The organism is Streptomyces vietnamensis (genome assembly GCF_000830005.1).
Taxonomy (GTDB): domain Bacteria; phylum Actinomycetota; class Actinomycetes; order Streptomycetales; family Streptomycetaceae; genus Streptomyces; species Streptomyces vietnamensis.
This window is the reverse complement of record NZ_CP010407.1, coordinates 7,261,317-7,283,707: the sequence shown is the minus strand read 5'-3', so window position 1 is coordinate 7,283,707 and position 22,391 is coordinate 7,261,317. Positions and strand designations below refer to the sequence as shown.

The window sequence follows — 22,391 nt, the reverse complement described above, 5'->3', positions numbered from 1 at the left end:
AGCGGTTCGGCCGGCTGAGCGGTTCAGTCGGTTGAGCGGTTTCGGTCCACCGGCGGCCGGCCCCGGACCCGTACGGCGACGATGCTGGTGTCGTCGTCGGTGTCCCCGGCCGCCGCGCCGAGCAGGGAGTCGACGAGCGTGTCCGGCGCGTGGCCCGCGAGCCGCTCCGCGTCGGCGGCGAGCCGTGCCACGCCCTCGTCGAGGCCGTCGTGGCGGCGCTCGATCAGCCCGTCGGTGTACAGCAGCAGGGTGTCCCCGGGACGCAGCCCGATCCGCTGCTCGCGGTAGGAGTAGCCGGGCACCGCGCCGAGCAGGAGGTCCTGGGGCGGTTCGAGCAGCCGCGCCCTGCCGTCCCTGAGCAGCACCATCGGCAGGTGTCCGGCGCTCGTCCAGAGCAGACCGCGGTCCTCGGGGTCGTACAGGGCGCAGACGGAGGTCGCCGTGATGCCGCCGCCCGTGCGCAGGGTCACCTCGTTGAGCCACTCCATCAGCCGTCGGGGCGAGTGGCCGGTGAAGGCGAGCGCCCGCTGGGCGTTGCGGAGCGCCACCATGCCGGTGACGGCGTCGATGCCGTGTCCCGCGATGTCGCCGACGGCGACGAGGATCCTGCCGCTCGGCAGCGCGAGCACGTCGTACCAGTCGCCGCCGACCCGGTACTCCGCCGCCGCCGGCCGGTACCGGGCGGCCACCACCAGGTCCCCGGGCATCTCCTGGAGTCCGGGCACCTCGGGCACGATCGCCTGCTGGAGCTGGAGCGCCAGCTGGTGGCGCAGCTCCGCCTGGTCGTGCAGCGCGGTGAGGTGGTTGAAGGTCGCGGTCAGCGCGGCCTCGGTCCTGCGGCTGTCCGACACGTCCTGGTACACCCCGGCGAGGCCGGTGACGGTCCCCTCCGCGATCAGCGGCTCGGCCGCCACGCGCACATGGCGCACGGTCCCGTCGGGGAGCACGATCCGCAGGACCGTCTGCCCGCCCGTCTGCCGTTCGGTCACGGTCGTCACCAGGTCGGCGAGGGCGTCCCGGTCGTCCGGGCGCACCCGCTCGCGCAGCTCGGCGAGCGGGACCGGCGGCTCGTCCGGCGCCATGCCGAAGATGCCGTACGCCTCCGGTGACCACACCGTCCCGCCGCCGGTCAGGCTGTCCTGGAAGGGGGCCACGTTCTGCAGCCGGGAGACCGCCCGGGCCGCGGCGAGGCCGGTGGCGCCCACGGTGTGCCACATCACCACGGCGTGGCCTCCGCCGGCCGGCAGCACGCGCACGTCGAGGAGCGGCGGCGGATCCCCGGGGCCCGCGGACGCCGGCAGCCGGGCGGCCCGCTGGGTGCGCCCGGTGCCGGCGGCGCGCCGTGCCATCCGCGCGAGGTCGGCGTGGACGAGGGGGAAGGCGCGGGCCAGGGAGGCGCCTCCCCCGGGGGAGACGCCTCCGAGCGCGGCGGCCGCCTCGTCGTTGAGGTGCTCCACGGCCGGCTCCCCCGACGTGCTGGGCACGGCGAGCAGCATCGCCGGCTGCGCGAGGGAGTCGAGTACGTCGACGAGGACGGGGACGGCGGCCGGCGCCGAGCCCGCGGCGTCGAGCACCGTGCCCGCCACCTCCATGAGACCGGTGACGACCCGGCGTGCCGTGCCGTCGAGCGCCGTCGGGCCCGGCCAGCCGACGAGCGCGACTCCGACGGTCGTGTCGCGCCGGCGCAGCGGGAGCAGGGCGCGGGCGGCGCGGGCGGCGGGTCCCGGGAGGGGATCGCCGGGGGGCGGCCCGCCCTCCAGCCAGACCGGTGCGTTCTCGGCGAGGACGGTGCGGAACGGCTCGGGGGCGGCGGGCGGGATCCACTGCCAGGCGGCGGCCTCGGCGGCTCCCACCCCCGCGCAGCCGGCGAGCCGCAGACAGTCGCGGTCGACGCGGTGCCACAGCCAGAGGCTCTCCGCCCCGAGCGGGGCGAGTCCCTCGCCCAGGAGGGTCCGGGCCGCCTCGCCGACCGTGTCGGCGGCCTCCGCCGCCGCTGCCGTGCGGCGGGCCCTGCGGGCCTCGCCGGGGTGCCCGGAGGGCGCGTGTCCGGGCTCGGGGCCGTCGTTCTCCGCGCCGCCGCTCTCCGGGGGGACGGTGACGGCGGGCCCGCCGTCGCCGGCGGCGGCGTTCACGATGTCCGCGGCGAGGTCCTCCGGGGACAGGCCGGTCGCGTGCGCGAGGGCGGAGAGGTACTCGGCGGCTTCGGAGGGGGGCAGCCGCAGCTGTGCGGCGAGCACACCGGCGGCGAGGTCCAGCAGATGGCGTCGGGCGAGCCTGTCGCGCAGCCAGCGGTTCTCGGCGGCGAGCTCGGCGAAGCCACGTTCCGCGCGGGCGACGGACGGGGGCCCGGCGGAGTCTGCAGAACCTGTCAAGTCGACCTCCGTCCCGCCTCGAGCGGACGTCCGGAGCCCGTGTGGGACCCGATCCGGATTTTACTCGCCCGCGCCCGCCCGCGACCGCTCGCGGCCGGTGGCCCGGGCGGCGAGGGCCTCGCCGAGCCGGCCGCGCGGCAGGGAGGGACGGCCCGTGCCCCGGCACTCGCGGCCTTGCGGCCTCGCCGTACGCCCCGGCCTTCTCCACGGTCCCACCGGCCCGACGGTCGGCCGGCCCGCTCGCCCGACGGTCGGCCGGCCCGCTCACCCGTCGGCCGGCCGGCCCGCCCGTCAGTCGGCCGGCCCGCTCACCCGTCGGCCGGCCGGCCGTCAGTCGGCCGGCTCCTCCGGAGCGGGGTGCTCGGGATGGACCGTGCCCTCGCGCACCCGGCCCCGGGGGCCCGTGCCGGCCACGTCGGTGTCCGGCGGGCCGCCCTTCCCGGCCTCCTCGGGGAGGGGAACGGCCAGCGGGTCCTCGCCCGTGGCCTGCTGGTCCTCGGGATCCCGGGGCAGCGGCTCGTCCGGGCGTCGTGGGTTCTTCCGCTCGCTCATCCTGATCACCTTCCGTCGAACCCGTCCTCTCCCCCGCCGCTGAGCGGCAGGAGCGCGATGCACTCGGCGTCGATCCGGTCGGCGACCTCCGTCAGCGAGCAGACCAGCGCCTCGACCGTCTCCGGTTCGAGGCCCGAGTCGTAGTCGTCGGCCGATTCCAGCCAGCGGGAAGCGAGTTGCCGCAGGAGGAGGGTCACCTCGTCGGCGGGGAGCAGGAGGGGACCACCGGGGACGTGGACGAGGGACATCGACGCGTTCATGGGAACCGACCTCCGCGGTACGGGACGGGCGTCAGGGAGTCGTCTCCGCGGAGCCCGCCTCTTCCATGGTGTCCTCGCGGACGATGACGACGGGGCAGTGCGCGTGCACGGCGCACTGCTGGCTGACCGAGCCCAGGAGGAGGCTCGCGAAGCCGCCCCGGCCCCGGCTGCCGACGACGAGCAGGTCGGCGCCCTCCGACGCCTCGATCAGCACCTCGGCGGGGTTGCCCCGGACGACGTGCTGTTCGAGGGGCGGTACCTCGCCGCTCCGGGAGAGCACGGAGCCGAGTTCCTCGGACAGGGCCTTCGTGGCCTGTTCCGCGTCGAACGCGGCGTCCACGGGTGGCGCGGACCATCCCGTCGCGCCGGGCACGTCGTAGACGCCCACGACGTCCAGGGTCGCGCCTGTCTGCCGTGCCTGCCGGACCGCCCACCGCAGCGCCGCGTACGACGCCGGGGAGCCGTCGACACCCACGACCACATGGGATCTGCCGTCATTAAAGTTCATGATCGCGCCCCTTCTCCCCCCTTCTCCCCCCTCCCGATCGACTACCCGGTGCCCCGTCCCGTACGCGTGAGTGCCGGACGCGCGGGTAGACGCGGCCCAAGGAGGGTGGGTCGGCCGAGGAACGCGCCGGAGGCGGGGGAGGTCAGCGGAAGGACGTACGGCCATGCTGTTCCTGCTGGGTCTGCTGCTTCTCGGGACGACGGGCGCCGCACGGGCCCGGCGCCGCCGCGCGTACGGGTCGGCGGCGCCGCGGTTCCGTGAGCGGGGTGGCGAGGCGTACGAGGGGCAGGACGCCGCGCCGCGTACGGAGGGCGACGCCGCGGCCGTCGCCGGGCGGCGCCCGCACCATCGCTTCCGCTTCGGGCACTGACGGCCCGCGGAGGAGGCTGCGGTGGGCACCGCCGAGGTGATCGCGCGGCTGCTGCGCGCGTACGGGCGGACCTACGCCGACGAGGCCGGGATCACCCTGCGGGACGAGCCCGCCCCGCTGTACCGGCTCCTGGTCCTCACCGTCCTGTGCTCGGTCCGGATCAGGGCCGACATCGCCACCGCCGCCGCGCGCGAGCTGTTCGCCGCGGGGCTGCGGACCCCCCGCGCCATGGCGGACTCCTCCTGGCAGGCACGCGTGGACGCCCTCGGGCGGGCGCACTACGTCCGGTACGACGAGAGCACGGCCACCGCCCTGGGCGACGGCGCGGCGCTGGTCCTCGACCGCTACCACGGCGATCTGCGGGAGCTCCGCGAGCAGGCCTCCGGCGAGCCGGAGAAGCTCCGCGAGCTGCTCCGGGAGGTGCCCAGGATCGGCCCGGTGGGCGCCGGCATCTTCTGCCGCGAGGTACAGGCCGTCTGGCCCGAACTGCGCCCGTACTTCGACGAACGCGCCCTCGCGGCCGCCGCCGCCCTCGCCCTCCCGCACACCCCGGCGGGCCTCGCCCGCCACGTCCCGCCGAAGGACCTCGCCCGCCTGGCGGCCGCCCTCGTGCGCGCCGACCCGAAGGGGGAGGCGGCGGCGGACCTCCGCGCCGCGTGAGGCCCGCGCGCCCGGTCGGAAAGGAATCGGTCATGACCGCTCCACCCCTCACCCCCACCACCCTCGGCCCGCACAGCGACCTCTCCCGGGTCTTCGAGCTCGCCCAGCAGCTCCGGGTGGACTCGGTGCGCGCCAGTACGGCCGCGGGCTCCGGGCACCCCACCTCCAGCCTGTCGGCGGCCGACCTGATGGCGGTCCTGATGGCCCGCCACCTCCGGTACGACTGGGCGGCGCCCGACAACCCGGCCGGCGACCACCTGGTCTTCTCCAAGGGGCACGCCTCGCCCCTGCTGTACGCGATGTTCAAGGCGGCCGGGGCGATCGGCGACGAGGAGCTGATGACGACGTACCGCCGCTCCGGCCACCGCCTCCAGGGCCATCCCACGCCCGAGCTGCCCTGGGTGGACGTGGCCACCGGTTCCCTCGGCCAGGGCATCGGCTACGCCGTCGGGATCGCCCTCGCGGTCCGGGACCTGGAGCGGCGGTCCTCCCGGGTGTGGGTGCTGTGCGGGGACAGCGAGACGGCCGAGGGCTCCGTGTGGGAGGCCTTCGACAAGGCCGGACACCACCGGCTCGGCAACCTCACCGTCCTGCTCGACGTGAACCGTCTCGGCCAGAGCGGGCCCACCGAGCTGGAGTGGGACACCGAGGCGTACGCCCGCCGCGTCGAGGCGTTCGGGTGCCGGGCCATCGAGGTCGACGGCCATGACCTCGAAGCGATCGACCTGGCCCTGACGACGGCCGCGGACGGCCGGGAGCCCACCGTCGTCGTCGCCAGGACCGTCAAGGGCCGTGGCGTGGCGGAGGTGGCCGACAAGGACGGCTGGCACGGCAAGGCGCTGTCCGAGGACCAGGCCGAGCGCGCGGTCGCCGAACTCGGCGGCGTACGCGACCTGCGGGTGCGCGGCCCGCGTCCGCCCGACGAGCAGGCCACCCACCCCCACGCCCGGCAGGCCGGCCACGTCGAGCTGCCCCGGTACGAGGTCGGCGACGAGGTCGCCACCCGGGTGGCCTTCGGTGCCGCGCTGGCCGCCCTCGGTGCCCGGCCGGAGGTCGTCGTCCTCGACGCCGAGGTCGGCAACTCGACCCATGCCGAGGACTTCGGGAAGGCGCACCCGGAGCGGTACTTCCAGACGTACATCGCCGAGCAGCAGATGATCGCGGACGCGGTCGGCATGGCGGTGCGCGGCTTCCGTCCGTACGCCGCGACCTTCGCCGCCTTCCTCAGCCGCGCGCACGACTTCATCCGGATGGCCGCCGTCTCGCGGATCACGATGGCCCTGTGCGGGACGCACTGCGGGGTCGAGATCGGGGCGGACGGCCCTTCGCAGATGGGTCTGGAGGACCTCGCCATGATGCGGGCCGTCCTCGGGTCCACCGTGCTGTACCCCTCCGACGCCACTTCAGCGGCCGCCCTGACCGCGGCCATGGCCGATCTGGACGGGATCTCCTACCTGCGGGCCACCCGCGGGGCCTATCCGGTGCTCTACGACGGTGACGAGACGTTCCCCGTCGGCGGGTCGAAGACCCTGCGGCAGAGCCCGGACGACCGGGTCACGCTCGTCGGTGCCGGTGTCACCCTGCACGAGTGCCTGGCGGCCGCCGAGGAGCTGGCCGCCGAGGGCGTACGGGCCCGGGTCGTCGACCTGTACTCGGTCAAGCCCGTCGACGTGGGCACCCTCAGGCGCGCGGCCCTGGAGACCGGCGCCGTCCTCGTCGTCGAGGACCACCACGCCGAGGGCGGGCTCGGCGAGGCCGTCCTGTCGGCCCTCGCGGCGGACGCCGGGCGGCCCGCCTTCCCCCACCTCTCCTTCGGCCATCTCGCCGTCACGGAGCTGCCCGGCTCCGGCACCACCGAGGAGCTCCTGGACGCGTGCGGCATCTCCCGTACGCACATCGTCCGGGCCGCCCGGGCGCTGATCGTGCGATAGGGGCGGGAGACGGGAGAGAAGACGGGAGAAGCGAGAGAAGCCCGGCTGCCCTCTGATGTGAAAGTCCCTCCTTCCGATGATTTCTGTCGGTTGGCCGGGCCCTGCGTGTTATCGCCTCCGCGCGGGTCGCCGTAGGCGACCATGACGGACGCCGAAACCGTCACAGATGAGCGGAAGAAGGACCCACGTGCCCGGCAGCGACAGCGAGAACCCGGCGATCGCCTCCCCCACCCCCACCGAGACCCGGCCCATGACCAACATGGACTGGTGGCCGAACCAGCTGGACCTCCAGGTCCTCCATCAGCATTCGCCCCTGTCCGATCCGATGGGCGAGGACTTCGACTACGCGAAGGAGTTCGCCGGCCTCGACGTCGAGGCGCTGAAGCGGGACGTCATCGCGCTCATGACGGACTCCCAGGAGTGGTGGCCCGCCGACTACGGCCACTACGGGCCCCTCTTCATCCGGATGAGCTGGCACGCGGCGGGCACGTACCGCATCGCCGACGGCCGGGGCGGCGGCGGTCAGGGTGCCCAGCGGTTCGCCCCGCTCAACAGCTGGCCGGACAACGCGAGCCTCGACAAGGCGCGCCGGCTGCTCTGGCCGGTCAAGCAGAAGTACGGGCGGAAGATCTCCTGGGCCGATCTGCTGGTCTTCGCCGGCAACTGCGCCATGGAGTCCATGGGGTTCAAGACCTTCGGGTTCGGCTTCGGCCGCCCGGACATCTGGGAGCCCGAGGAGATCTACTGGGGCCCCGAGGACACCTGGCTCGGCGACGAGCGCTACAGCGGCGACCGGCAGCTCACCGGCCCCTTCGGGGCCGTGCAGATGGGCCTGATCTACGTCAACCCGGAGGGCCCCAACGGCAACCCGGATCCGCTCGCCGCCGCCCGGGACATCCGGGAGACGTTCGGGCGCATGGCGATGAACGACGAGGAGACGGTCGCGCTGATCGTCGGCGGCCACACGTTCGGCAAGTGCCACGGCGCGGTCGACCCGCAGTACGTCGGCCCGGAGCCCGAGGCCGCCCCCATGGAGCAGCAGGGCCTCGGCTGGCGGAACTCGTACGGCACCGGCACGGGCGACGACGCGATCACCAGCGGCCTCGAAGGGGCGTGGACCAATGAGCCGACGAAGTGGGACAACGGCTATCTGGACAACCTGTTCCGGTACGAGTGGGAACTGACCACCAGCCCCGCCGGCGCCCAGCAGTGGACGCCGAAGGACCCGTCGGCGAAGGACACCGTGCCCGACGCGCACGACCCGTCGAAGCGGCACGCCCCGATGATGCTGACGACGGACCTCTCGCTGCGGCTCGACCCGGTCTACGCGCCGATCGCGAAGCGCTTCCACGAGAACCCGGACCAGCTCGCGGACGCGTTCGCCAAGGCCTGGTACAAGCTGCTGCACCGCGACATGGGCCCGCTCTCGCGCTACCTCGGGCCGTGGATCCCCGAGCCGCAGCTCTGGCAGGACCCCGTCCCCGCGGTCGACCACCCGCTGGTCGGCGAGGCGGACATCACGGCCCTCAAGGCGAGGATCCTCGACTCGGGGCTCTCCGTCTCGCAGCTGGTCACCACCGCCTGGGCGTCGGCCGCGAGCTTCCGCGGCACCGACAAGCGCGGCGGCGCGAACGGGGCGCGGATCCGGCTCTCCCCGCAGAAGGACTGGGAGGTCAACGACCTGCCCGAGGTGGCCCGGACGGTCGAGACCCTCGACGGGATCCGCGCGGACTTCGAGGGCGCCGGCGGGGCCCGCATCTCGCTCGCGGACCTCATCGTCCTCGGCGGGTGCGCGGCCGTCGAGCGGGCCGCGAAGAACGCCGGGTACGACATCACGGTCCCGTTCGCGCCGGGGCGCACGGACGCCTCGCAGGAGCAGACCGACGTGGAGGCGTTCGCGGTGCTCGAACCCCGGGCGGACGGGTTCCGCAACTACCTCCGGGCGGGCGAGAAGCTGTCCCCGGAGACCCTGCTGCTCGACCGCGCCAGCCTGCTGACGCTGACCGCGCCCGAGATGACGGTGCTCGTCGGCGGCATGCGGGTGCTCGGCACCGGGTTCCGGCAGTCTCCGCACGGGGCCTTCACCGACCGACCGGAGTCGCTGACCAACGACTTCTTCGTCCGGCTCCTCGACATGGGCACGGAGTGGAAGACGTCGACGGCCGACGAGAACGTCTTCGAGGGCCGCGACCGCGCCACGGGCGAGGTCCGGTGGACCGCCACCCCGGTCGACCTCGTCTTCGGTTCGCACTCCCAGCTGCGGGCCCTCGCCGAGGTGTACGCGTCGGCCGACGCGGGTGAGAAGTTCGCGCGTGACTTCGCGGCCGCGTGGGACAAGGTGATGAACCTGGACCGGTTCGACCTGCGCTGAGCACGGAGAGGGGCCGGCCGGCTCGTCCGGCCGGCCCCTCTGCGTACCCGTCCGGAGCCTGGTGGTGTCGACACCAGGAGCGGCACACACTGCCCGGGGCCGCCGCGTCCTGCCACCGTGGTCGCCATGACCCAGCGCACCACTCTGATCACCGGCGTCACCCAGGGCATGGGACGCGCGCTCGCGCTCGACCTGGCCCCCCTCGGCGGCACCCTCCTCCTGCACGGCCGGAACGCCGAACGACTCGACGCCGTGGCCGCCGAGGCCCGGGCCGCCGGCCCCGGCACCACGGTCCGTACGTACCTCGCCGACCTCTCCGACCTCGACCAGGTGCACGCGATGGCCGCCCGGATCCGGGCTGCGGAGCCGCACCTCGACGGCCTGATCCACAACGCGGTGGCCGGGGGCGGCGCGCAGCCGCTCGTCCGGGAGTTCAGCAGCCAGGGCCACGAACTCCGCTTCGCCGTCAACCACTTGGCACCGTACGCGCTCACCCGCGCCCTGCTCCCGCTGCTCACCGCCTCCGCTCCGGCGCGGGTCGTCAACGTCGCCTCGATCGGCCAGGAGGCCATCGACTTCGACGACGTGATGCTGGAGCGGGACTACGAGGGCCTGCGGGCCTACTGCAAGAGCAAGCTGGCCATGATCATGGCGACCTTCGAGCTGGGCGCCGAGCTCGAAGGCACCGGAGTCACGGTGAACGCCCTCCACCCGGCCCATCTGATGGACACGTCCGGCGTTCGCACGTACGGCCTCACGCCCGTCACCACCACGGAGGAGGGCGTCCGCCCGACCGTACGCCTGCTCCTGGACCCGGAGCTCGCCACCGTCACGGGCCGCTACTTCGACCGGTTCACCGAGGCGCGGGCCCACGAGCAGGCGTACGACACCGGGGCGCGCGAGCGTCTGATGAAGCTGACGCACGAACTGGTGGGAACGGCCTGAGCGGCCACTCGTCCGGGGGACCGACTGGCGGGTCGTCCACACGCGAAGGGTTCCGCCGTCGATCATGAACGGCGGTACGTCCCCGTGCGTGAAGGAAGATCCGGCATGTCGCTCCCCCAGGCCGCACCCCAGGCCCCCACAACCCCGAAGGCCCGCATCTACGCGATGCTGGACACGGACGGGGACGGAGTCGCCTCGAAGCACGACTACTTCGTCCGCATCGAGCGCGCCCAGAAGGCGACCGGCCGCGCCGACGACGACCCGCTCGTCATCGCCGCGCGCGCCACGGGCGAACGCGCCTGGGCCGCGATGGACGCCAACGGCGACGGCGTGATGACGTACGAGGAGTACATCGCCTGGGTGGACGCGGAGAAGTTCGACAACATCTGCCAGTACGCCCTGGGCGCCCTGTTCGACCTCGCCGACGACGACCAGGACGGCGCCCTGGACCGGCCGCAGTTCACGATGCTGCGCCAGGCCCTGGGCAACCGCGCCGACAACGCCGACGCGGCCTTCGACGCGCTGGACGGCGACGGGGACGGACGCGTCGGCCGCGCGGAGTACCTGGCGTCGATCCGCGCGTACGTCACGGGCGACGAGTCCCCCATGGGAGCCGCCCTGTACTGAGCACTGTCACCCCCTTGGACCGCGTGCCGCGCCGCGCCGGGCGCGGGACAGCAGACTCGCTCACGGTGATACCCCCCACTCAAGGAGCCTGCATGTCCCCGCTCGCCTCCTCCCGGCGTGCCGCCGGCGCCCTCGCCCTCCTCATCGCCGCCGCGGCCGCGACCGCCCCCTCCGCGACCGCCGCCGAGAGCAGCCACGGCGCCAAGCCGACCGTCGTCCTGGTGCACGGCGCGTTCGCGGACGCCTCCGGCTGGAACGCCGTCGCCGAGGACCTCCGGCGCCAGGGCTACGAGGTCGTCGCGCCCGCCAACCCGCTGCGCGGCCTGAGCAACGACTCCACCTACACCGCCAGCGTCCTGAAGAGCATCGAGGGCCCCGTCGTCCTGGTCGGGCACTCGTACGGCGGGGCCGTCATCAGCAGCGCCGCGGCGGGCACCCCGAACGTGAAGGCGCTCGTCTACGTCGCCGCGTTCATGCCCGACACGGGCGAGTCGCCCGCCGAGCTGTCCGCCAAGTTCGCGGGCAGCGAGCTCGGGACGGCCGTGCGCCCCGTCCCGTACACCGACAACGCGGGCAGCGGCATCGACCTGTACATCCAGAACGACAAGTTCCGCAGCGTCTTCGCCGCCGATCTGCCCGAGCGGCAGACGCGGCTCATGGCGGTCGAGCAGCGCCCGATCACGGCCGCGGGCTTCGCCGAGAAGGCCCGGGCGGCGGCGTGGAAGACGATCCCGTCCTGGTTCCTCGTGGCCCGGCAGGACAAGGCGATCGCCCCGGACCTGGAGCGCTTCGAGGCCGAGCGGGCGGGCTCACGCACCGTGGAGATCGACTCCTCGCACGTCGCCATGATGTCCCACCCCAGGACGGTCGTCGGCCTCATCGACGAGGCCGCCGAAGCCACCTGCTGAAGCCGAGGGAAGAAGAGCCATGAGCGACAAGCCCACCATCGTCCTGGTCCACGGATTCTGGGGCGGAGCCGCCCACTGGGCCAACGTCATCGTCGAGCTGAACAGGCGCGGTTACGACAAGATCCGCGCCGTCGAGAACCCGCTCACGTCCCTCGCCGACGACGCCGAGCGCACCCGCAAGATGGTCAAGCAGGTCGACGGCCCGGTCGTCCTCGTCGGCCACTCGTACGGCGGCGCCGTCATCACCGAGGCCGGCGACCTGCCGAACGTCACCGCCCTCGTCTACATCGCGGCCTTCGCGCCCGACGCCGGCGAGAGCCCGGGCCGGATCAGCCAGGAGAAGCCGCCGGCCGCCTTCGACAACATCGCGCCGGACTCAGACGGCTACCTCTGGATCAAGCCCGAGAAGTTCCGCGAGAGTTTCGCGCAGGACCTGTCCGAGGACGACGCCCTCGTCATGGCCGTCACCCAGAAGGCCCCGCTCGCCTCCACCTTCGGCGACGACGTCACCGCACCCGCCTGGCGGAACAAGCCCTGCTGGTACCAGGTCTCCACCCAGGACCGCATGATCCACCCCGACAACGAACGCCGCATGGCCCAGCGCATGAACCCCCGCAAGACCGTCGAACTCGACGCGAGTCACGCCTCCTTGGCCTCCCAGCCCAAGGCCGTCGTCGACCTGATCGAGGACGCCGTGAACGGGACCACCGGCTGACCGGATCCCCTCGCGGACACCCACGTCGCCGCCGCCGCGTTCCCCCGCGTCGGCGGCGTCGGCCCGCTCGACGGCTCGTCGGCCCGACCTGACGGACCGCCGGCCCGGCCTGACGGCTCGTCGGCCCGGCCTGACGGGTGATGTTCGTGCGGGTCGGCGGCGTCCCGGCCGCCGTACCGGCCCTCCCGGCCAATACTCCGGCCATGAGACCACCCCGCCCCACCCCCGGGTCGCGCCGCGCCGCGGCCGCCGCCCTCGCCGCGCTCCTCGCCCTCGGCGCCCCGGCCACCGCGTCCGGCAGCGGCCCGGCGGGCGAGCCCGGTCGTCACCGGCCCTGTGTCGCCTCGCGGCTGCCCGACCGCGGCCCGGCGCGCGACGTCCTGCGGATCGCCGAGCAGGCCAAGGCCGACCTGGGCCTCAAGTCCGTGATCCTGCGGGTCACCGTCGACGGCCGCGAGGTCGTCACCACCGCGCTCGGCGAGTCGATGACGGGAGTGCCGGCCACGCCCGCCATGCACTTCCGGAACGGCAACATCGCGATCGCCTACATGGGGACGGCGCTGCTGCGCCTCGTCGACCAGGGCAGGGTGCGCCTCGACGACCCCGTCGGGCGCTGGCTGCCGGACCTCGAGGACGGCGACAGGATCACCCTGCGCATGCTGGCCGCCTCCACCACCGGTCTCGTCGACTACGTCCGCCTGCCCGCGTTCCAGCGGGCCGTCGTCGCGGACCCGTTCCGCCAGTGGACGGCCGAGGAGGTCGTGCGGCTCTCGACGAGCCAGGACCGCTGGTACGAGCCGGGCACCAACTGGAGCTACTCGCACGCCAACTTCGTCCTGCTCGGCGCCGCCCTGGAGAAGATCACCGGGACCCGTCTCGACGTCCTGCTCCAGCGGCAGGTCCTGGGCCCGCTCGGACTGCGCGAGACCAGTAACAGCTTCACCCCCGAGATCCCCGAACCCGTCCTGCACGCCTTCACCTCGGACCGGGGGACGTACGAGGAGTCCACCTTCTGGAACCCCTCGTGGACCACCGCCCCCGGCGCGGTGGAGACCACCGACATCTGCGACCTGGCGAGCTCGGCCGCCGGCATCGGCTCGGGTCGGCTGCTCTCCCCCGCCTCGTACCGGGAGCTGCTCAACCCGGGGACGGTCGGCCTGGGCCACGCCACCCACACGTGCCCGGCGACGGTCTGCATCACGCAGACGAAGGCCACCCACTACGGCCTGGGGCTGCTCGTCCTGGGCGACTGGGTGTCCCAGCACCCGCTGTTCTTCGGCTACTCGGCGTCCCAGGCGTACCTGCCGTCGGAGCGCCTGTCCATCGCGGTCTCGACCACGAACGACCCGGACGCCGCGGCCGGCCACACGGCCCATCTGATCGCCCAGCGCATCGCCGCCGCGCTGGCCCCGGCGCACCCGATCCCCGACTTCGGCTGATCCGGAAGCGCGGGGCACTCCCCCTCAGACCGTCGCCGAGTCCCCGTCCGGCGCGTGCCCGGCGGCCTCGGCGGCGGTGTAGGAGGAGGCGAAGGTGAACGCGCGCGGGGACGGCCCGTGCGCCCGCAGGTCCGCGAGGCGTTCCAGGGCCTCGCCGACGGTCGGGACGTGACCGGCGGGGACCCACCAGAGCACCAGGTGCGCCTCGACGTGCCGGTGGAACCAGTCACGGCGCCGCCGCATCACCTCCAGGTGCCCGCTGCGGTACGCGAAGTCCCACAGCGCCTCCTGGGTCTCCCACACCGACAGGTTGACGATGACGTCCTCGCCCAGCGGGCGCAGTCCGGTGGCGTCGGCCTCTCCGTCCTCCACGAGCCGCCACACGAAGCCGGGGGCGTCGTCGGCGGCGGCGTTGACCGGGTCGAGCATCTCGACGAAGTGCGCCACGCGCGGGTCGTCGATGGGGAAGCGGAGCCTGGCGACGTTGAGTTGGGCGAGGTGGCGGGCGTGCGGGGATGCGGTCATGGCCTCATCCCAGCACGACCCGCTTTTCTATGTCAATCAGCATTGTTTTTAGAAGCTTCGACCACCACGCAGCACTCCCCGGGCCGGGCGTCCATGCGGGCACGGACCGGCCCGCCCTCCCCGAGCAGCCCTTCGAGGAGGGCGAGGTTCATGCCGCAGACGAGCGGCGGAAAGCTCTCGGCGACGGCGTGGAAGGGGCAGTTGCCCATCCGGACGGCGCCGTCCTCCAGGTACGGCTCGTAGCCGCGGGCCGCCAGCGCCTCCACGGCCTCTTCGAGCCCGCCGCAAGGCCCCGCCGGACCGCGCAGCGCCTCGCCCCGGCGGCGCGCCGCCGCGCAGAGCCCGGCGTCGAGGCCGGCCTCCTCGGCCGCCTCGGCGAGCAGCTCGGCGGCGGTGCGGTAGTCGCGGGCGGGCAGCGACACCGACCGCTCGCCCCGCGCCCGCGTGTACACCTTTGCGGGACGGCCCGCCCCCGGCCCGGAGCGCCCCGAAAGACGGCGGCTGCCGCTCTCCAGGAGTCCGGCCCCGGTGAGCTTGTCCAGGTGGTGCGCGGCGAGCGTGCGCGCCACCCCGGCCGCCTCCGCGGCCTCGTTGCGGCCGACCTCGCGGCCTTGTGCCACCACGTACTCGTACAGGCGGCGCCGTACAGGATCCTGCAGCACCGCGATCGCGTCGATGTCCTCCACGAGCCCATTCTAGGAACAATGCGGATTGGCGATAGAAGGTACGCTTCCCCGCACGAGGACCGCCGGACGACCGGGAGCGCGTGATGACGGAAGCGACGGAGCCGGACTCGCGGCCGCGACTGCGGAGGCAGCCGCAGCAGGCGCGCAGCCGGGCCCGGGTCGAGGCCATCCTCGGCGCGGCCGACCGGATCCTCTCCCAGGAGGGGTACGAGGCGCTGACGATGCGGCGGATCGCCGAGGGCGCGGGCGTCCCGGTCGGCAGCATCTACCAGTTCTATCCCGACAAGGGCGCGGTGGTGGACGCGCTCGGGCGGCGGTACCTGGAGGCCTTCAAGGCCGCCATCGACGAGCTCGTCGAGCGGGCCGTCGCCGGTGGACTGACCGACCTGGTGGGCACGATGGTCGACGTCTACAGCGAGCTGTTCCGGTCCCAGCCGGGCGGCATGGCGCTGTGGGCCGGACGGCACCTCAGTTCCGAGCTCGCCCGGGCCGACGAGGCGAGCAACGCGCTCATCGCCGAGGGGCTGCAGCGCATCGTGGAGCACCTGACCGGCGGGCCCGGCGGCGAGCGGGCGCGCCGGGCGACGCGGATGGTGGTGTGGGCCGCCAACGCCGTGCTGCACGAGGTCTTCAAGGGCGGGGGCGAACCGGACCTGGAGACCGTGGACGAGCTGAAGCGGATGCTGGACGGCTACTGGGAGGACCTGCGGGACCGACTGACGGCCGCACAAGGGTGAATCCGATCGCGTCCCACCCATAGAACGTGAACAAGTGTTCATGTTACGGTGCGGCCCACCTCGGACGGCGAGCCCAGCAGTGAAGGCGGTGCCCGTGACAACCAGCCCCACCGATCCCACCCGAATCCCCCGGCTCCCGGCCGGCTTCGTCTGGGGCGCCTCGACCGCCGCGTACCAGATCGAGGGCGCGGCCGACGAGGACGGCAAGGGCGCGTCGATCTGGGACACCTTCGTACGGCGCCCCGGGACCGTCCGCGACGGTCACACCGGTGACGTCGCCTGCGACCACTACCACCGCCTCGACGAGGACGTCGCGCTGATGCGCCGGCTCGGGCTCGACGCGTACCGCTTCTCGGTGTCCTGGCCGCGCGTCCTGCCGACCGGCGCGGGCAAGGTCGAGCCGCGCGGCCTCGACTTCTACGACCGGCTCGTCGACGCGCTGCTCGACGCCGGGATCGAGCCCACGCCCACCCTCTTCCACTGGGACCTGCCGCAGGCCCTGGAGGACGAGGGCGGATGGCTGAACCGCGACACCGCGCACCGGTTCGCCGAGTACGCGGCGGTGACGGCCGAGCGGCTCGGCGACCGGGTCAAGCGGTGGATCACCCTCAACGAGCCCTTCGTGCACATGTCCTTCGGCTACGGCTTCGGCGTCCACGCCCCGGGCCGCGCCCTGATGCTGGACGCGCTGCCGGTCGCGCACCACCAGCTGCTCGGCCACGGCCTGGCGACCGCGGCGCTGCGGGCCGCCGTCCCGGACGCCCAGGTCCTGATCGCCAACAACTGCACGCCCGTACGGCTGCGCCCGGACGCCCGGTCGGACGGGGACGCGGCGGCGGCCTCGGCGTACGACGTCCTGCACAACCGCCTCTTCAACGACCCGGTCCTCCTCGGGAGCCACCCCGACCTCTCGGCGTACGGCATGACCGACCCGAGCTGGGGAGGCGTGGTCCGCGACGGCGACCTCGCCACCATCGCCGCGCCACTGGACGGCCTCGGGATCAACTACTACAACCCGACCTGGGTGACCGCCCCGGCCGATCCCGCCGCGGGCCTGCCCTTCGACCTGACGGAACCTCAGGAGACGTACCGGCGCACCGCGTTCGACTGGCCGGTCGTCCCCGACGGGCTCACGGAGCTGCTCACCGGCCTCAAGGCCCGCTACGGCGACGCCCTTCCGCCGGTGTGGATCACCGAGAGCGGCTGCTCGCAGCCGGCCGGCACGGACGACCGGGAGCGCATCGACTACCTCGACGGGCACATCACCGCGGTCGCGGACGCCGTGGCCCGAGGGGTGGACGTGCGCGGCTACTTCACCTGGTCGCTGCTCGACAACTTCGAGTGGGCCGAGGGCTACCACCAGCGTTTCGGTCTGGTCGAGGTCGACTTCGCCACCCTGCGCCGCACACCCCGGGCGAGCTTCGACTGGTACCGCGCCCTGATCGCCGCGCAGCGGGCCTGAGCGACGAAGCCACCGTGGCCCACGCTCCGGAAGAAGCCGCCGAGGACGTCGCCGTCTTCGCCGAGCCCACCGTCCCGGTCAAGGCCGGGTGGACGGCGAGCCTCTCGCTCTCCACCCTCGCCGTCTTCATGGCGTTCATGACGCCCATTCAGATCCTGCTGCCGCTCCAGCTGGAGCAGATCGACCCGCACGACAAGAACACCGCGCTGTCGCTCGTCACCGGCCTCGGCGCGCTCGTCGCGGTGCTCGCCAACCCGATCGCCGGCGCGTGGTCGGACCGGACGACGAGCCGGTTCGGCCGCCGCCGGCCCTGGATCCTCGGCGGCGCGCTCGCCGGGGCGGCGGGCCTCGCGATCACCGCCTCCCAGCACACCGTGGCGGGGGTCGCCGTCGGCTGGTGCCTCGCGCAGGCGGGCCTCAACGCGATGCTGGCCGGTGTCACCACCCCGATCGCCGACCGCGTGCCGCTCACCCAGCGCGCGGTGGTCTCCGGCTGGACCGGCCTCATGCAGTCCATCGGCCTGGTCCTCGGCGCGCTGATCACCACCCTCCTGGTCACCGGCGTCCGGTCCGGCTACGTCACGCTCGCCGTCCTCACCGTCGCACTCGCCCTGCCCTTCGTCCTGCGCCAGACCGAACCGGCCCTGCCCCGGGAGCTGCGCCCCGCCTTCGAGGCCCGCGCCTTCGCCCGCTCGTTCTGGGTGAGCCCCCGGCGGCACCCGGACTTCGGCTGGGCGTGGCTCACCCGGTTCCTGATCAACCTCGGCAACGCCCTCGGCACCCTCTACCTGTTCTACTTCCTCGCCGACGCCGTCCACTACGGCGACCCCGGCACCGGCGTGCTGATCCTGACGGTGGTCTATACCCTCTGCGCCGCGCTCACGGCCGTCCCCGTGGGCGTGCTGTCCGACCGCGCCGGACGCCGCAAGGGCTTCGTCGTCCTGTGTTCGCTGGTCATGGCCGCCGCCGCGCTGCTGCTCGCCCTGCTCCACACCTGGCCGTCCGCCCTCGCCGCCGCGGCCGTCCTCGGCGCGGGGTACGGCGTCTACCTCGCCGTCGACCAGGCCCTGGTCACCCAGGTCCTGCCCGAGGCCGCCGACCGCGCCAAGGACCTGGGCGTCATCAACATCGCCAACTCCGGCCCCCAGGTCCTCGCGCCCGCCCTCGCCTCGCCGGTCATCGCCCACCTCGGCGGCTACACCGGCCTGTACGCCACGGCGGCCCTGGTCATCCTGGCCGGCGGCCTCCTCGTCCACCGCATCCGAGGCGTGGCCTGACACCGCCCCGCACGCGGGCCCCGTCCCACTCCCTGAAATTGTGCATTCAGAGCCTTGCTCACTGTTGACCTCTATGCGAGATTCGGCGCACCGCAGTGCGACTCGACGACTGCGGTACGTCCGGACACACAGGAATCGCCGCAGGGAGGGGTCGCAACATGCCGGTCCAACTGGAGAGGCGCACCATCGAGGTCGTTCCCGACGCGGAACGGCACGGCACGCCGCGCAGTCAGTTCACGCTGTGGTTCGGCGCGAACATGCAGATCACCGCGATCGTCGACGGCGCACTGTCCGTCGTCTTCGGCGCCGACGCGCTGTGGGCGATACCCGCGCTGCTCATCGGCAACGTGCTCGGCGGCATCGTGATGGCGCTGCACTCGGCGCAGGGCCCGCGGCTCGGCGTACCGCAGATGATCTCCAGCCGCGCGCAGTTCGGCGTCCACGGCGCCGTCCTGCCGCTGCTGCTTGTGATCCTCATGTACCTCGGCTTCGCCGCGACCGGCAGCGTGCTGGCCGGCCAGGCGCTGGCCGAGCTGCTGCACATCGACAACACGCAGGTCGGCATCCTCGTCTTCGGCGTGCTGACCGCCGTGGTCGCCGTCACCGGCTACCGGCTCATCCACGCCGCCGGCCGCGTCGCCACCGTCGTCGGCGTGCTCGGCCTGGGCTATCTCCTCGTACGGGTGTTCACCCAGTACGACGTCGGCGCGCACGTCGGGGACAAGGGCTTCGAGACGGCGACCTTCCTGCTCGCCGTCGGACTCGGCGCCGGATGGCAGCTGACCTTCGGCCCGTACGTCGCCGACTACTCGCGCTACCTGCCGCGCGACACCAGCACGCGTGCGACGTTCTGGTCGACGTTCGCCGGTTCCGTCATCGGCTCCCAGTGGGCCATGACGCTCGGCGCGCTCACCGCGGCCGTCGCGGGCAAGGCCTTCCTCACCGACCAGGTGGGCTTCCTCGGCGACCTGGCCGGACCCGCGGCCCTCGCCTTCCTGATCTACCTGGTGATCGTCGTCGGCAAGCTGACCGTCAACTGCCTCAACGCGTACGGCGGTTTCATGTCGATCCTCACCACCGTCACCGCCTTCGACGGCCGCTCGCGGATCTCGGCCGCCGCCCGCGCCGCCTACATCGTCGGCTTCACCGCGGTGTCGATCGGCATCGCGCTCGCCGCCAGCGCCGACTTCCTGAACAACTTCAAGAACTTCGTGCTCCTGATCCTGATGGTGTTCACCCCGTGGAGCGCGATCAACCTGGTCGACTACTACCTGGTCTCCCGGGAACGCGTCGACATCCCCGCCCTGTACGACCCCGCCGGCCGCTACGGGCGCTGGAACGTCACCGCGCTGAGCTGCTACGTCGTGGGCATCGCCGTACAGATCCCGTTCCTGGCCACCAAGCTGTACACCGGCGCGATCACCAAGAAGCTCGACGGCGCCGACATCTCGTGGATCGTCGGCCTGGTCGTCACCGGGGCCGTGTACTGGCTGTGGGTGCGGCGCACCGCCGACCCGCCGGCCGAGACCATCCACCCGGCCACCGCCGAGGACGACGACCGTACGACGGCCCCCGTCGGCTGACCCGTACTCACCCCACGGGCACGGCGCGGTCACCCTCAGGAGTGATACATCGAGCGATCGATCTGCGGCGACAAACCACGAGTGAGCGGGCCGAGGAGCGCTGCCGGGCCCGTTCGCGCCGAGTCCGTATGCACCATCCCAAGTGGCAGGCGGCCCGACGGCAGCTGACGGTGAGCCATGTCGCCGCGTATCGAGAGCCGACAGAGGGTCAGCTGACGCGGCGTACGGAAGGAAGTTCAGCGATGCGCTCTGCCCGCATTCTCTTCGCCGCGGCCGCCACCGCCGGCACCCTGGCGCTCGCCGCACCCGGCGCCTACGCGATCACCGCAGGTGACTGGGACGGCTCCTCCCACAGCGACAGCTCCTCCCACAGCGACAGCTCTTCCCACAGCCAGGAGAGCGACCACGACAAGGGGAGCGACCACGACAAGGGTGACCACGAGAAGGGTGACCACGAGAAGCCGAAGGGCGGCATGCACACCGGCTCCGGCGCCCTGTCCCTCGTCAGCGGCGACGACTGGTCCAAGGAGCACGACAAGGGCGACAAGGGGGACAAGGGCGACAAGACCGAGAAGGAGCACGACAAGGGCGGCCAGTACGAGAAGGGTGACCACGAGAAGCCGAAGGGCGGCATGCACACCGGCTCCGGCGCCCTGTCCCTCGTGAACTCCGACGACTGGACCAAGGACAAGGACAAGGACGCGGAGAAGGACAAGCAGAAGGACTGGACGAAGGACAAGTCGGAGGACGAGAGCGGCTACAAGTCGGAGAAGCCGAAGGGCGGCATGCACACGGGCGGAGGCGGCCTCGCGAGCAGCACCACGAACGTGACCGGCGCGGCCCTGGTCGTGGGCGGTCTCGCCGCGTTCGTCCTCCACCGCCGCAGGAAGGCCGCCGGCGCGGCTGCGTGAGGAAGCACGGACGCGGGGGTCGCCTCCTGGACGGCGGCCCCCGCGTCCGGCCCCCACGCCTCCGTACCCCGATCCCGGATCTTCCGCCCCAGTCCGAAGGAGCCCCTGGTGACGACCCGACCGGATCCCGCTGACGCGGGAGCGCCCCGGCGTATCCCTCGGTGGGTGGTCCCCGCCGTGTTCTGGACGCTGGTTCTTGCCGTGCTTCTCCTCGTCCTCCGGCCGGGCATGTCCGACCAGGACACGGAGGCGCCGGCCCGACCCGCGGCCGCCGCCGAGTCCGGTCGCGCTTCGACCCCCGTCCCGTCCTCCCTCCCCGGCTCGGCGCGCCATGCCCCGCCGAGCGCCGTCCCGGCGGCCGGTCCGTCGATGCCGAGGTCGGCCCCCACCCGTCTGAGGATTCCCCGGATCGGAGTGGACGCGCCCTTCACCGACCTGAAGATCGGCCCCTCCGGTGCGCTCGAACCGCCGCCGGCCGACGACACGAACCTGGTGGGCTGGCAGGCGTCCGGCATCTCCCCCGGTGAAGTGGGGACCTCGATCATCGCGGGCCACCTGGACACGGCCACCGCCCCCGCCGTCTTCGCCCGGCTCGACGAGCTCAAGGCCGGAGACACCTTCGAGGTGAGTCGCGCCGACGGGACCACCGCCACCTTCCTCATCGATTCCGTGGAGCAGTTCGACAAGGACGACTTCCCGGATCGGCGCGTCTACGAGGACACCCCCGACGCACTCGTCCGGCTCATCACCTGCGCGGGCCCCTACGACCGCAAGGCGAAGGACTACACCGAGAACCTCGTCGTCTTCGCCCACCTGGAGCCCACCCGCTGACCCGGCGCCGGCCCGGCGCCCGCGTCCGGCCCGCGCCCCACCTCCGGCCTCGCGCCCCGCGCCCCACGCCCCACGCCCGCCCCACGCCCCACGCCCGGCCCGCGCTCGCGCCCGGCCCGCCCCCGGTCCCGGGGGTTCAGAGGGCGACAGTGGCCCGCACCAGCGTTCCCTCGGCGGAGCCGAGCACCGACGTGGTCGAGGAATACGCCTCGACCAGAGCGAGGCCCCGGCCGAACGAGGCGTCCATGTCCGCGTCCTCGCACCGCGGTTCCGTACGCGGCTGCCAGCGGCCCCCGTCACGCACCGCGACGGTCACGAAGGCGTCGTCCGCCTCGAACATCACCGCGAGGTCGGGACTGCCGCTGTGCAGGACCACGTTGGTGGCCAGCTCGGTGACGATCACGGTGAGCGCTTCCTCCGCCGCCTCGGACAGCCGCCGATGGCGGGCCACCGATCGCGCCAGCCGGCGCAGGAGCGGCACCGAACAGGGCGTCGCCGCCACCACACTCACGGCCAGCAGCCGCCCGGTACCGGAAGGCGCCGTCGGCGCGAGTTCGCGCCGCGGCGCCTCGACGGTGCCCCGGGGCGCCCTGACGGGGCTCGAACGGGTCATGCCTCTCACGCCGGACTCCTGCCTGCGCGGCCGATCTCATCGGAAGCGGGCCCCGTCGCACCCGACGGCCGAGGGGCCTTACCGCGTCCACGCTGCCCGCGGACCGGG

22 protein-coding genes are annotated in these 22,391 nt (G+C 73.3%); 15 read left to right on the top strand and 7 right to left on the bottom strand.

What is annotated here, in order from left to right; genetic code table 11:
• Positions 1-23: 23 nt before the first annotated feature.
• From SVTN_RS32580 to SVTN_RS32565, 4 genes are all read right to left on the bottom strand, one after another.
• The gene (locus SVTN_RS32580) at positions 24-2,372 is read right to left on the bottom strand and encodes a SpoIIE family protein phosphatase (RefSeq protein ID WP_041132305.1); all 2,349 of its coding nucleotides are present in this window, start codon (positions 2,370-2,372) and stop codon (positions 24-26) included.
• A 330-nt stretch (positions 2,373-2,702) separates the two neighbouring features.
• Positions 2,703-2,924: a hypothetical protein gene (locus SVTN_RS32575; protein WP_041132304.1), complete on the bottom strand. Its 222-nt coding sequence runs from the start codon at positions 2,922-2,924 to the stop codon at positions 2,703-2,705.
• A gap of 5 nt (positions 2,925-2,929) precedes the next feature.
• The gene (locus tag SVTN_RS32570; RefSeq protein ID WP_041132303.1) at positions 2,930-3,184 is read right to left on the bottom strand and encodes a DUF6213 family protein; all 255 of its coding nucleotides are present in this window, start codon (positions 3,182-3,184) and stop codon (positions 2,930-2,932) included.
• Between the two features lie 31 nt (positions 3,185-3,215).
• On the bottom strand, positions 3,216-3,692 hold the full coding sequence (locus tag SVTN_RS32565) for a universal stress protein (RefSeq protein ID WP_174518305.1): 477 nt from the start codon (positions 3,690-3,692) through the stop codon (positions 3,216-3,218).
• A 163-nt stretch (positions 3,693-3,855) separates the two neighbouring features.
• Here SVTN_RS32565 and SVTN_RS32560 point away from each other — a divergent pair, with 163 nt between their 5' ends.
• The 9 genes from SVTN_RS32560 to SVTN_RS32520 all read left to right on the top strand — a co-directional run bounded on the left by SVTN_RS32560 (position 3,856) and on the right by SVTN_RS32520 (position 13,658).
• Positions 3,856-4,062: a hypothetical protein gene (locus SVTN_RS32560; RefSeq protein WP_041132301.1), complete on the top strand. Its 207-nt coding sequence runs from the start codon at positions 3,856-3,858 to the stop codon at positions 4,060-4,062.
• 21 nt (positions 4,063-4,083) lie between these two features.
• Positions 4,084-4,722, top strand: a complete 639-nt coding sequence (locus SVTN_RS32555; RefSeq protein WP_041132300.1) for an endonuclease — start codon at positions 4,084-4,086, stop codon at positions 4,720-4,722.
• 32 nt (positions 4,723-4,754) lie between these two features.
• The gene (locus tag SVTN_RS32550) at positions 4,755-6,653 is read left to right on the top strand and encodes a transketolase (RefSeq protein WP_041132299.1); all 1,899 of its coding nucleotides are present in this window, start codon (positions 4,755-4,757) and stop codon (positions 6,651-6,653) included.
• Positions 6,654-6,840: 187 nt separating this feature from the next.
• A complete protein-coding gene (katG, locus tag SVTN_RS32545; protein WP_099055249.1) occupies positions 6,841-9,024 on the top strand; it encodes a catalase/peroxidase HPI in 2,184 nt (727 codons plus the stop codon).
• Between the two features lie 126 nt (positions 9,025-9,150).
• Positions 9,151-9,969: an SDR family NAD(P)-dependent oxidoreductase gene (locus tag SVTN_RS32540; RefSeq protein WP_041132297.1), complete on the top strand. Its 819-nt coding sequence runs from the start codon at positions 9,151-9,153 to the stop codon at positions 9,967-9,969.
• Between the two features lie 105 nt (positions 9,970-10,074).
• A complete protein-coding gene (locus tag SVTN_RS32535) occupies positions 10,075-10,596 on the top strand; it encodes an EF-hand domain-containing protein (RefSeq protein ID WP_041132296.1) in 522 nt (173 codons plus the stop codon).
• 92 nt (positions 10,597-10,688) lie between these two features.
• Entirely contained in the window at positions 10,689-11,504 is an 816-nt protein-coding gene (locus tag SVTN_RS32530; protein ID WP_041132295.1) for an alpha/beta hydrolase, read from the top strand.
• A 19-nt stretch (positions 11,505-11,523) separates the two neighbouring features.
• Positions 11,524-12,219, top strand: coding sequence for an alpha/beta hydrolase (locus SVTN_RS32525; RefSeq protein WP_041132294.1), 696 nt, complete (start codon positions 11,524-11,526; stop codon positions 12,217-12,219).
• A 203-nt stretch (positions 12,220-12,422) separates the two neighbouring features.
• A complete protein-coding gene (locus SVTN_RS32520; RefSeq protein ID WP_078908825.1) occupies positions 12,423-13,658 on the top strand; it encodes a serine hydrolase domain-containing protein in 1,236 nt (411 codons plus the stop codon).
• A gap of 24 nt (positions 13,659-13,682) precedes the next feature.
• On the opposite strand, the gene SVTN_RS32515 is transcribed toward SVTN_RS32520, so the two are convergent.
• Both SVTN_RS32515 and SVTN_RS32510 read right to left on the bottom strand, forming a co-directional pair.
• Positions 13,683-14,183, bottom strand: a complete 501-nt coding sequence (locus SVTN_RS32515; RefSeq protein WP_041132292.1) for a DUF3291 domain-containing protein — start codon at positions 14,181-14,183, stop codon at positions 13,683-13,685.
• 32 nt (positions 14,184-14,215) lie between these two features.
• Positions 14,216-14,869: a helix-turn-helix transcriptional regulator gene (locus tag SVTN_RS32510; RefSeq protein ID WP_041132291.1), complete on the bottom strand. Its 654-nt coding sequence runs from the start codon at positions 14,867-14,869 to the stop codon at positions 14,216-14,218.
• Positions 14,870-14,952: 83 nt separating this feature from the next.
• Between SVTN_RS32510 and SVTN_RS32505 the strand changes: the two genes are divergently transcribed.
• From SVTN_RS32505 to SVTN_RS32480, 6 genes are all read left to right on the top strand, one after another.
• Entirely contained in the window at positions 14,953-15,606 is a 654-nt protein-coding gene (locus SVTN_RS32505) for a TetR/AcrR family transcriptional regulator (RefSeq protein WP_041132290.1), read from the top strand.
• Positions 15,607-15,694: 88 nt separating this feature from the next.
• The gene (locus SVTN_RS32500; protein WP_078908824.1) at positions 15,695-17,068 is read left to right on the top strand and encodes a GH1 family beta-glucosidase; all 1,374 of its coding nucleotides are present in this window, start codon (positions 15,695-15,697) and stop codon (positions 17,066-17,068) included.
• A 14-nt stretch (positions 17,069-17,082) separates the two neighbouring features.
• Complete coding sequence (locus SVTN_RS32495) at positions 17,083-18,345, top strand: MFS transporter (RefSeq protein ID WP_041132289.1); 1,263 nt, start codon at positions 17,083-17,085, stop codon at positions 18,343-18,345.
• 158 nt (positions 18,346-18,503) lie between these two features.
• Positions 18,504-19,928: a purine-cytosine permease family protein gene (locus tag SVTN_RS32490; protein ID WP_041132288.1), complete on the top strand. Its 1,425-nt coding sequence runs from the start codon at positions 18,504-18,506 to the stop codon at positions 19,926-19,928.
• A gap of 242 nt (positions 19,929-20,170) precedes the next feature.
• Positions 20,171-20,839 (top strand): hypothetical protein, encoded by a 669-nt coding sequence (locus SVTN_RS32485; protein WP_041132287.1) that lies wholly within the window; start codon positions 20,171-20,173, stop codon positions 20,837-20,839.
• Between the two features lie 165 nt (positions 20,840-21,004).
• Complete coding sequence (locus tag SVTN_RS32480) at positions 21,005-21,670, top strand: class F sortase (protein WP_245727717.1); 666 nt, start codon at positions 21,005-21,007, stop codon at positions 21,668-21,670.
• A 136-nt stretch (positions 21,671-21,806) separates the two neighbouring features.
• Here SVTN_RS32480 and SVTN_RS32475 read toward each other — a convergent pair whose 3' ends face one another.
• Positions 21,807-22,283: an ATP-binding protein gene (locus SVTN_RS32475; RefSeq protein WP_078908594.1), complete on the bottom strand. Its 477-nt coding sequence runs from the start codon at positions 22,281-22,283 to the stop codon at positions 21,807-21,809.
• Between the last annotated feature and the right edge of the window lie 108 nt (positions 22,284-22,391).

Excerpts from the sequence above, each read along its gene's own strand:
- SVTN_RS32550 (WP_041132299.1), top strand. The coding sequence starts at position 4,755 with ATGACCGCTCCACCCCTCACCCCCACCACCCTCGGCCCGCACAGCGAC.
- SVTN_RS32525 (WP_041132294.1), top strand. The coding sequence starts at position 11,524 with ATGAGCGACAAGCCCACCATCGTCCTGGTCCACGGATTCTGGGGCGGA.
- SVTN_RS32490 (WP_041132288.1), top strand. The coding sequence starts at position 18,504 with ATGCCGGTCCAACTGGAGAGGCGCACCATCGAGGTCGTTCCCGACGCG.
- SVTN_RS32570 (WP_041132303.1), bottom strand. The coding sequence starts at position 3,184 with ATGAACGCGTCGATGTCCCTCGTCCACGTCCCCGGTGGTCCCCTCCTG.
- SVTN_RS32485 (WP_041132287.1), top strand. The coding sequence starts at position 20,171 with ATGCGCTCTGCCCGCATTCTCTTCGCCGCGGCCGCCACCGCCGGCACC.
- SVTN_RS32475 (WP_078908594.1), bottom strand. The coding sequence starts at position 22,283 with ATGACCCGTTCGAGCCCCGTCAGGGCGCCCCGGGGCACCGTCGAGGCG.
- SVTN_RS32530 (WP_041132295.1), top strand. The coding sequence starts at position 10,689 with ATGTCCCCGCTCGCCTCCTCCCGGCGTGCCGCCGGCGCCCTCGCCCTC.
- SVTN_RS32520 (WP_078908825.1), top strand. The coding sequence starts at position 12,423 with ATGAGACCACCCCGCCCCACCCCCGGGTCGCGCCGCGCCGCGGCCGCC.
- SVTN_RS32535 (WP_041132296.1), top strand. The coding sequence starts at position 10,075 with ATGTCGCTCCCCCAGGCCGCACCCCAGGCCCCCACAACCCCGAAGGCC.
- SVTN_RS32505 (WP_041132290.1), top strand. The coding sequence starts at position 14,953 with ATGACGGAAGCGACGGAGCCGGACTCGCGGCCGCGACTGCGGAGGCAG.
- SVTN_RS32565 (WP_174518305.1), bottom strand. The coding sequence starts at position 3,692 with ATGAACTTTAATGACGGCAGATCCCATGTGGTCGTGGGTGTCGACGGC.
- SVTN_RS32575 (WP_041132304.1), bottom strand. The coding sequence starts at position 2,924 with ATGAGCGAGCGGAAGAACCCACGACGCCCGGACGAGCCGCTGCCCCGG.
- SVTN_RS32515 (WP_041132292.1), bottom strand. The coding sequence starts at position 14,183 with ATGACCGCATCCCCGCACGCCCGCCACCTCGCCCAACTCAACGTCGCC.
- SVTN_RS32540 (WP_041132297.1), top strand. The coding sequence starts at position 9,151 with ATGACCCAGCGCACCACTCTGATCACCGGCGTCACCCAGGGCATGGGA.
- SVTN_RS32560 (WP_041132301.1), top strand. The coding sequence starts at position 3,856 with ATGCTGTTCCTGCTGGGTCTGCTGCTTCTCGGGACGACGGGCGCCGCA.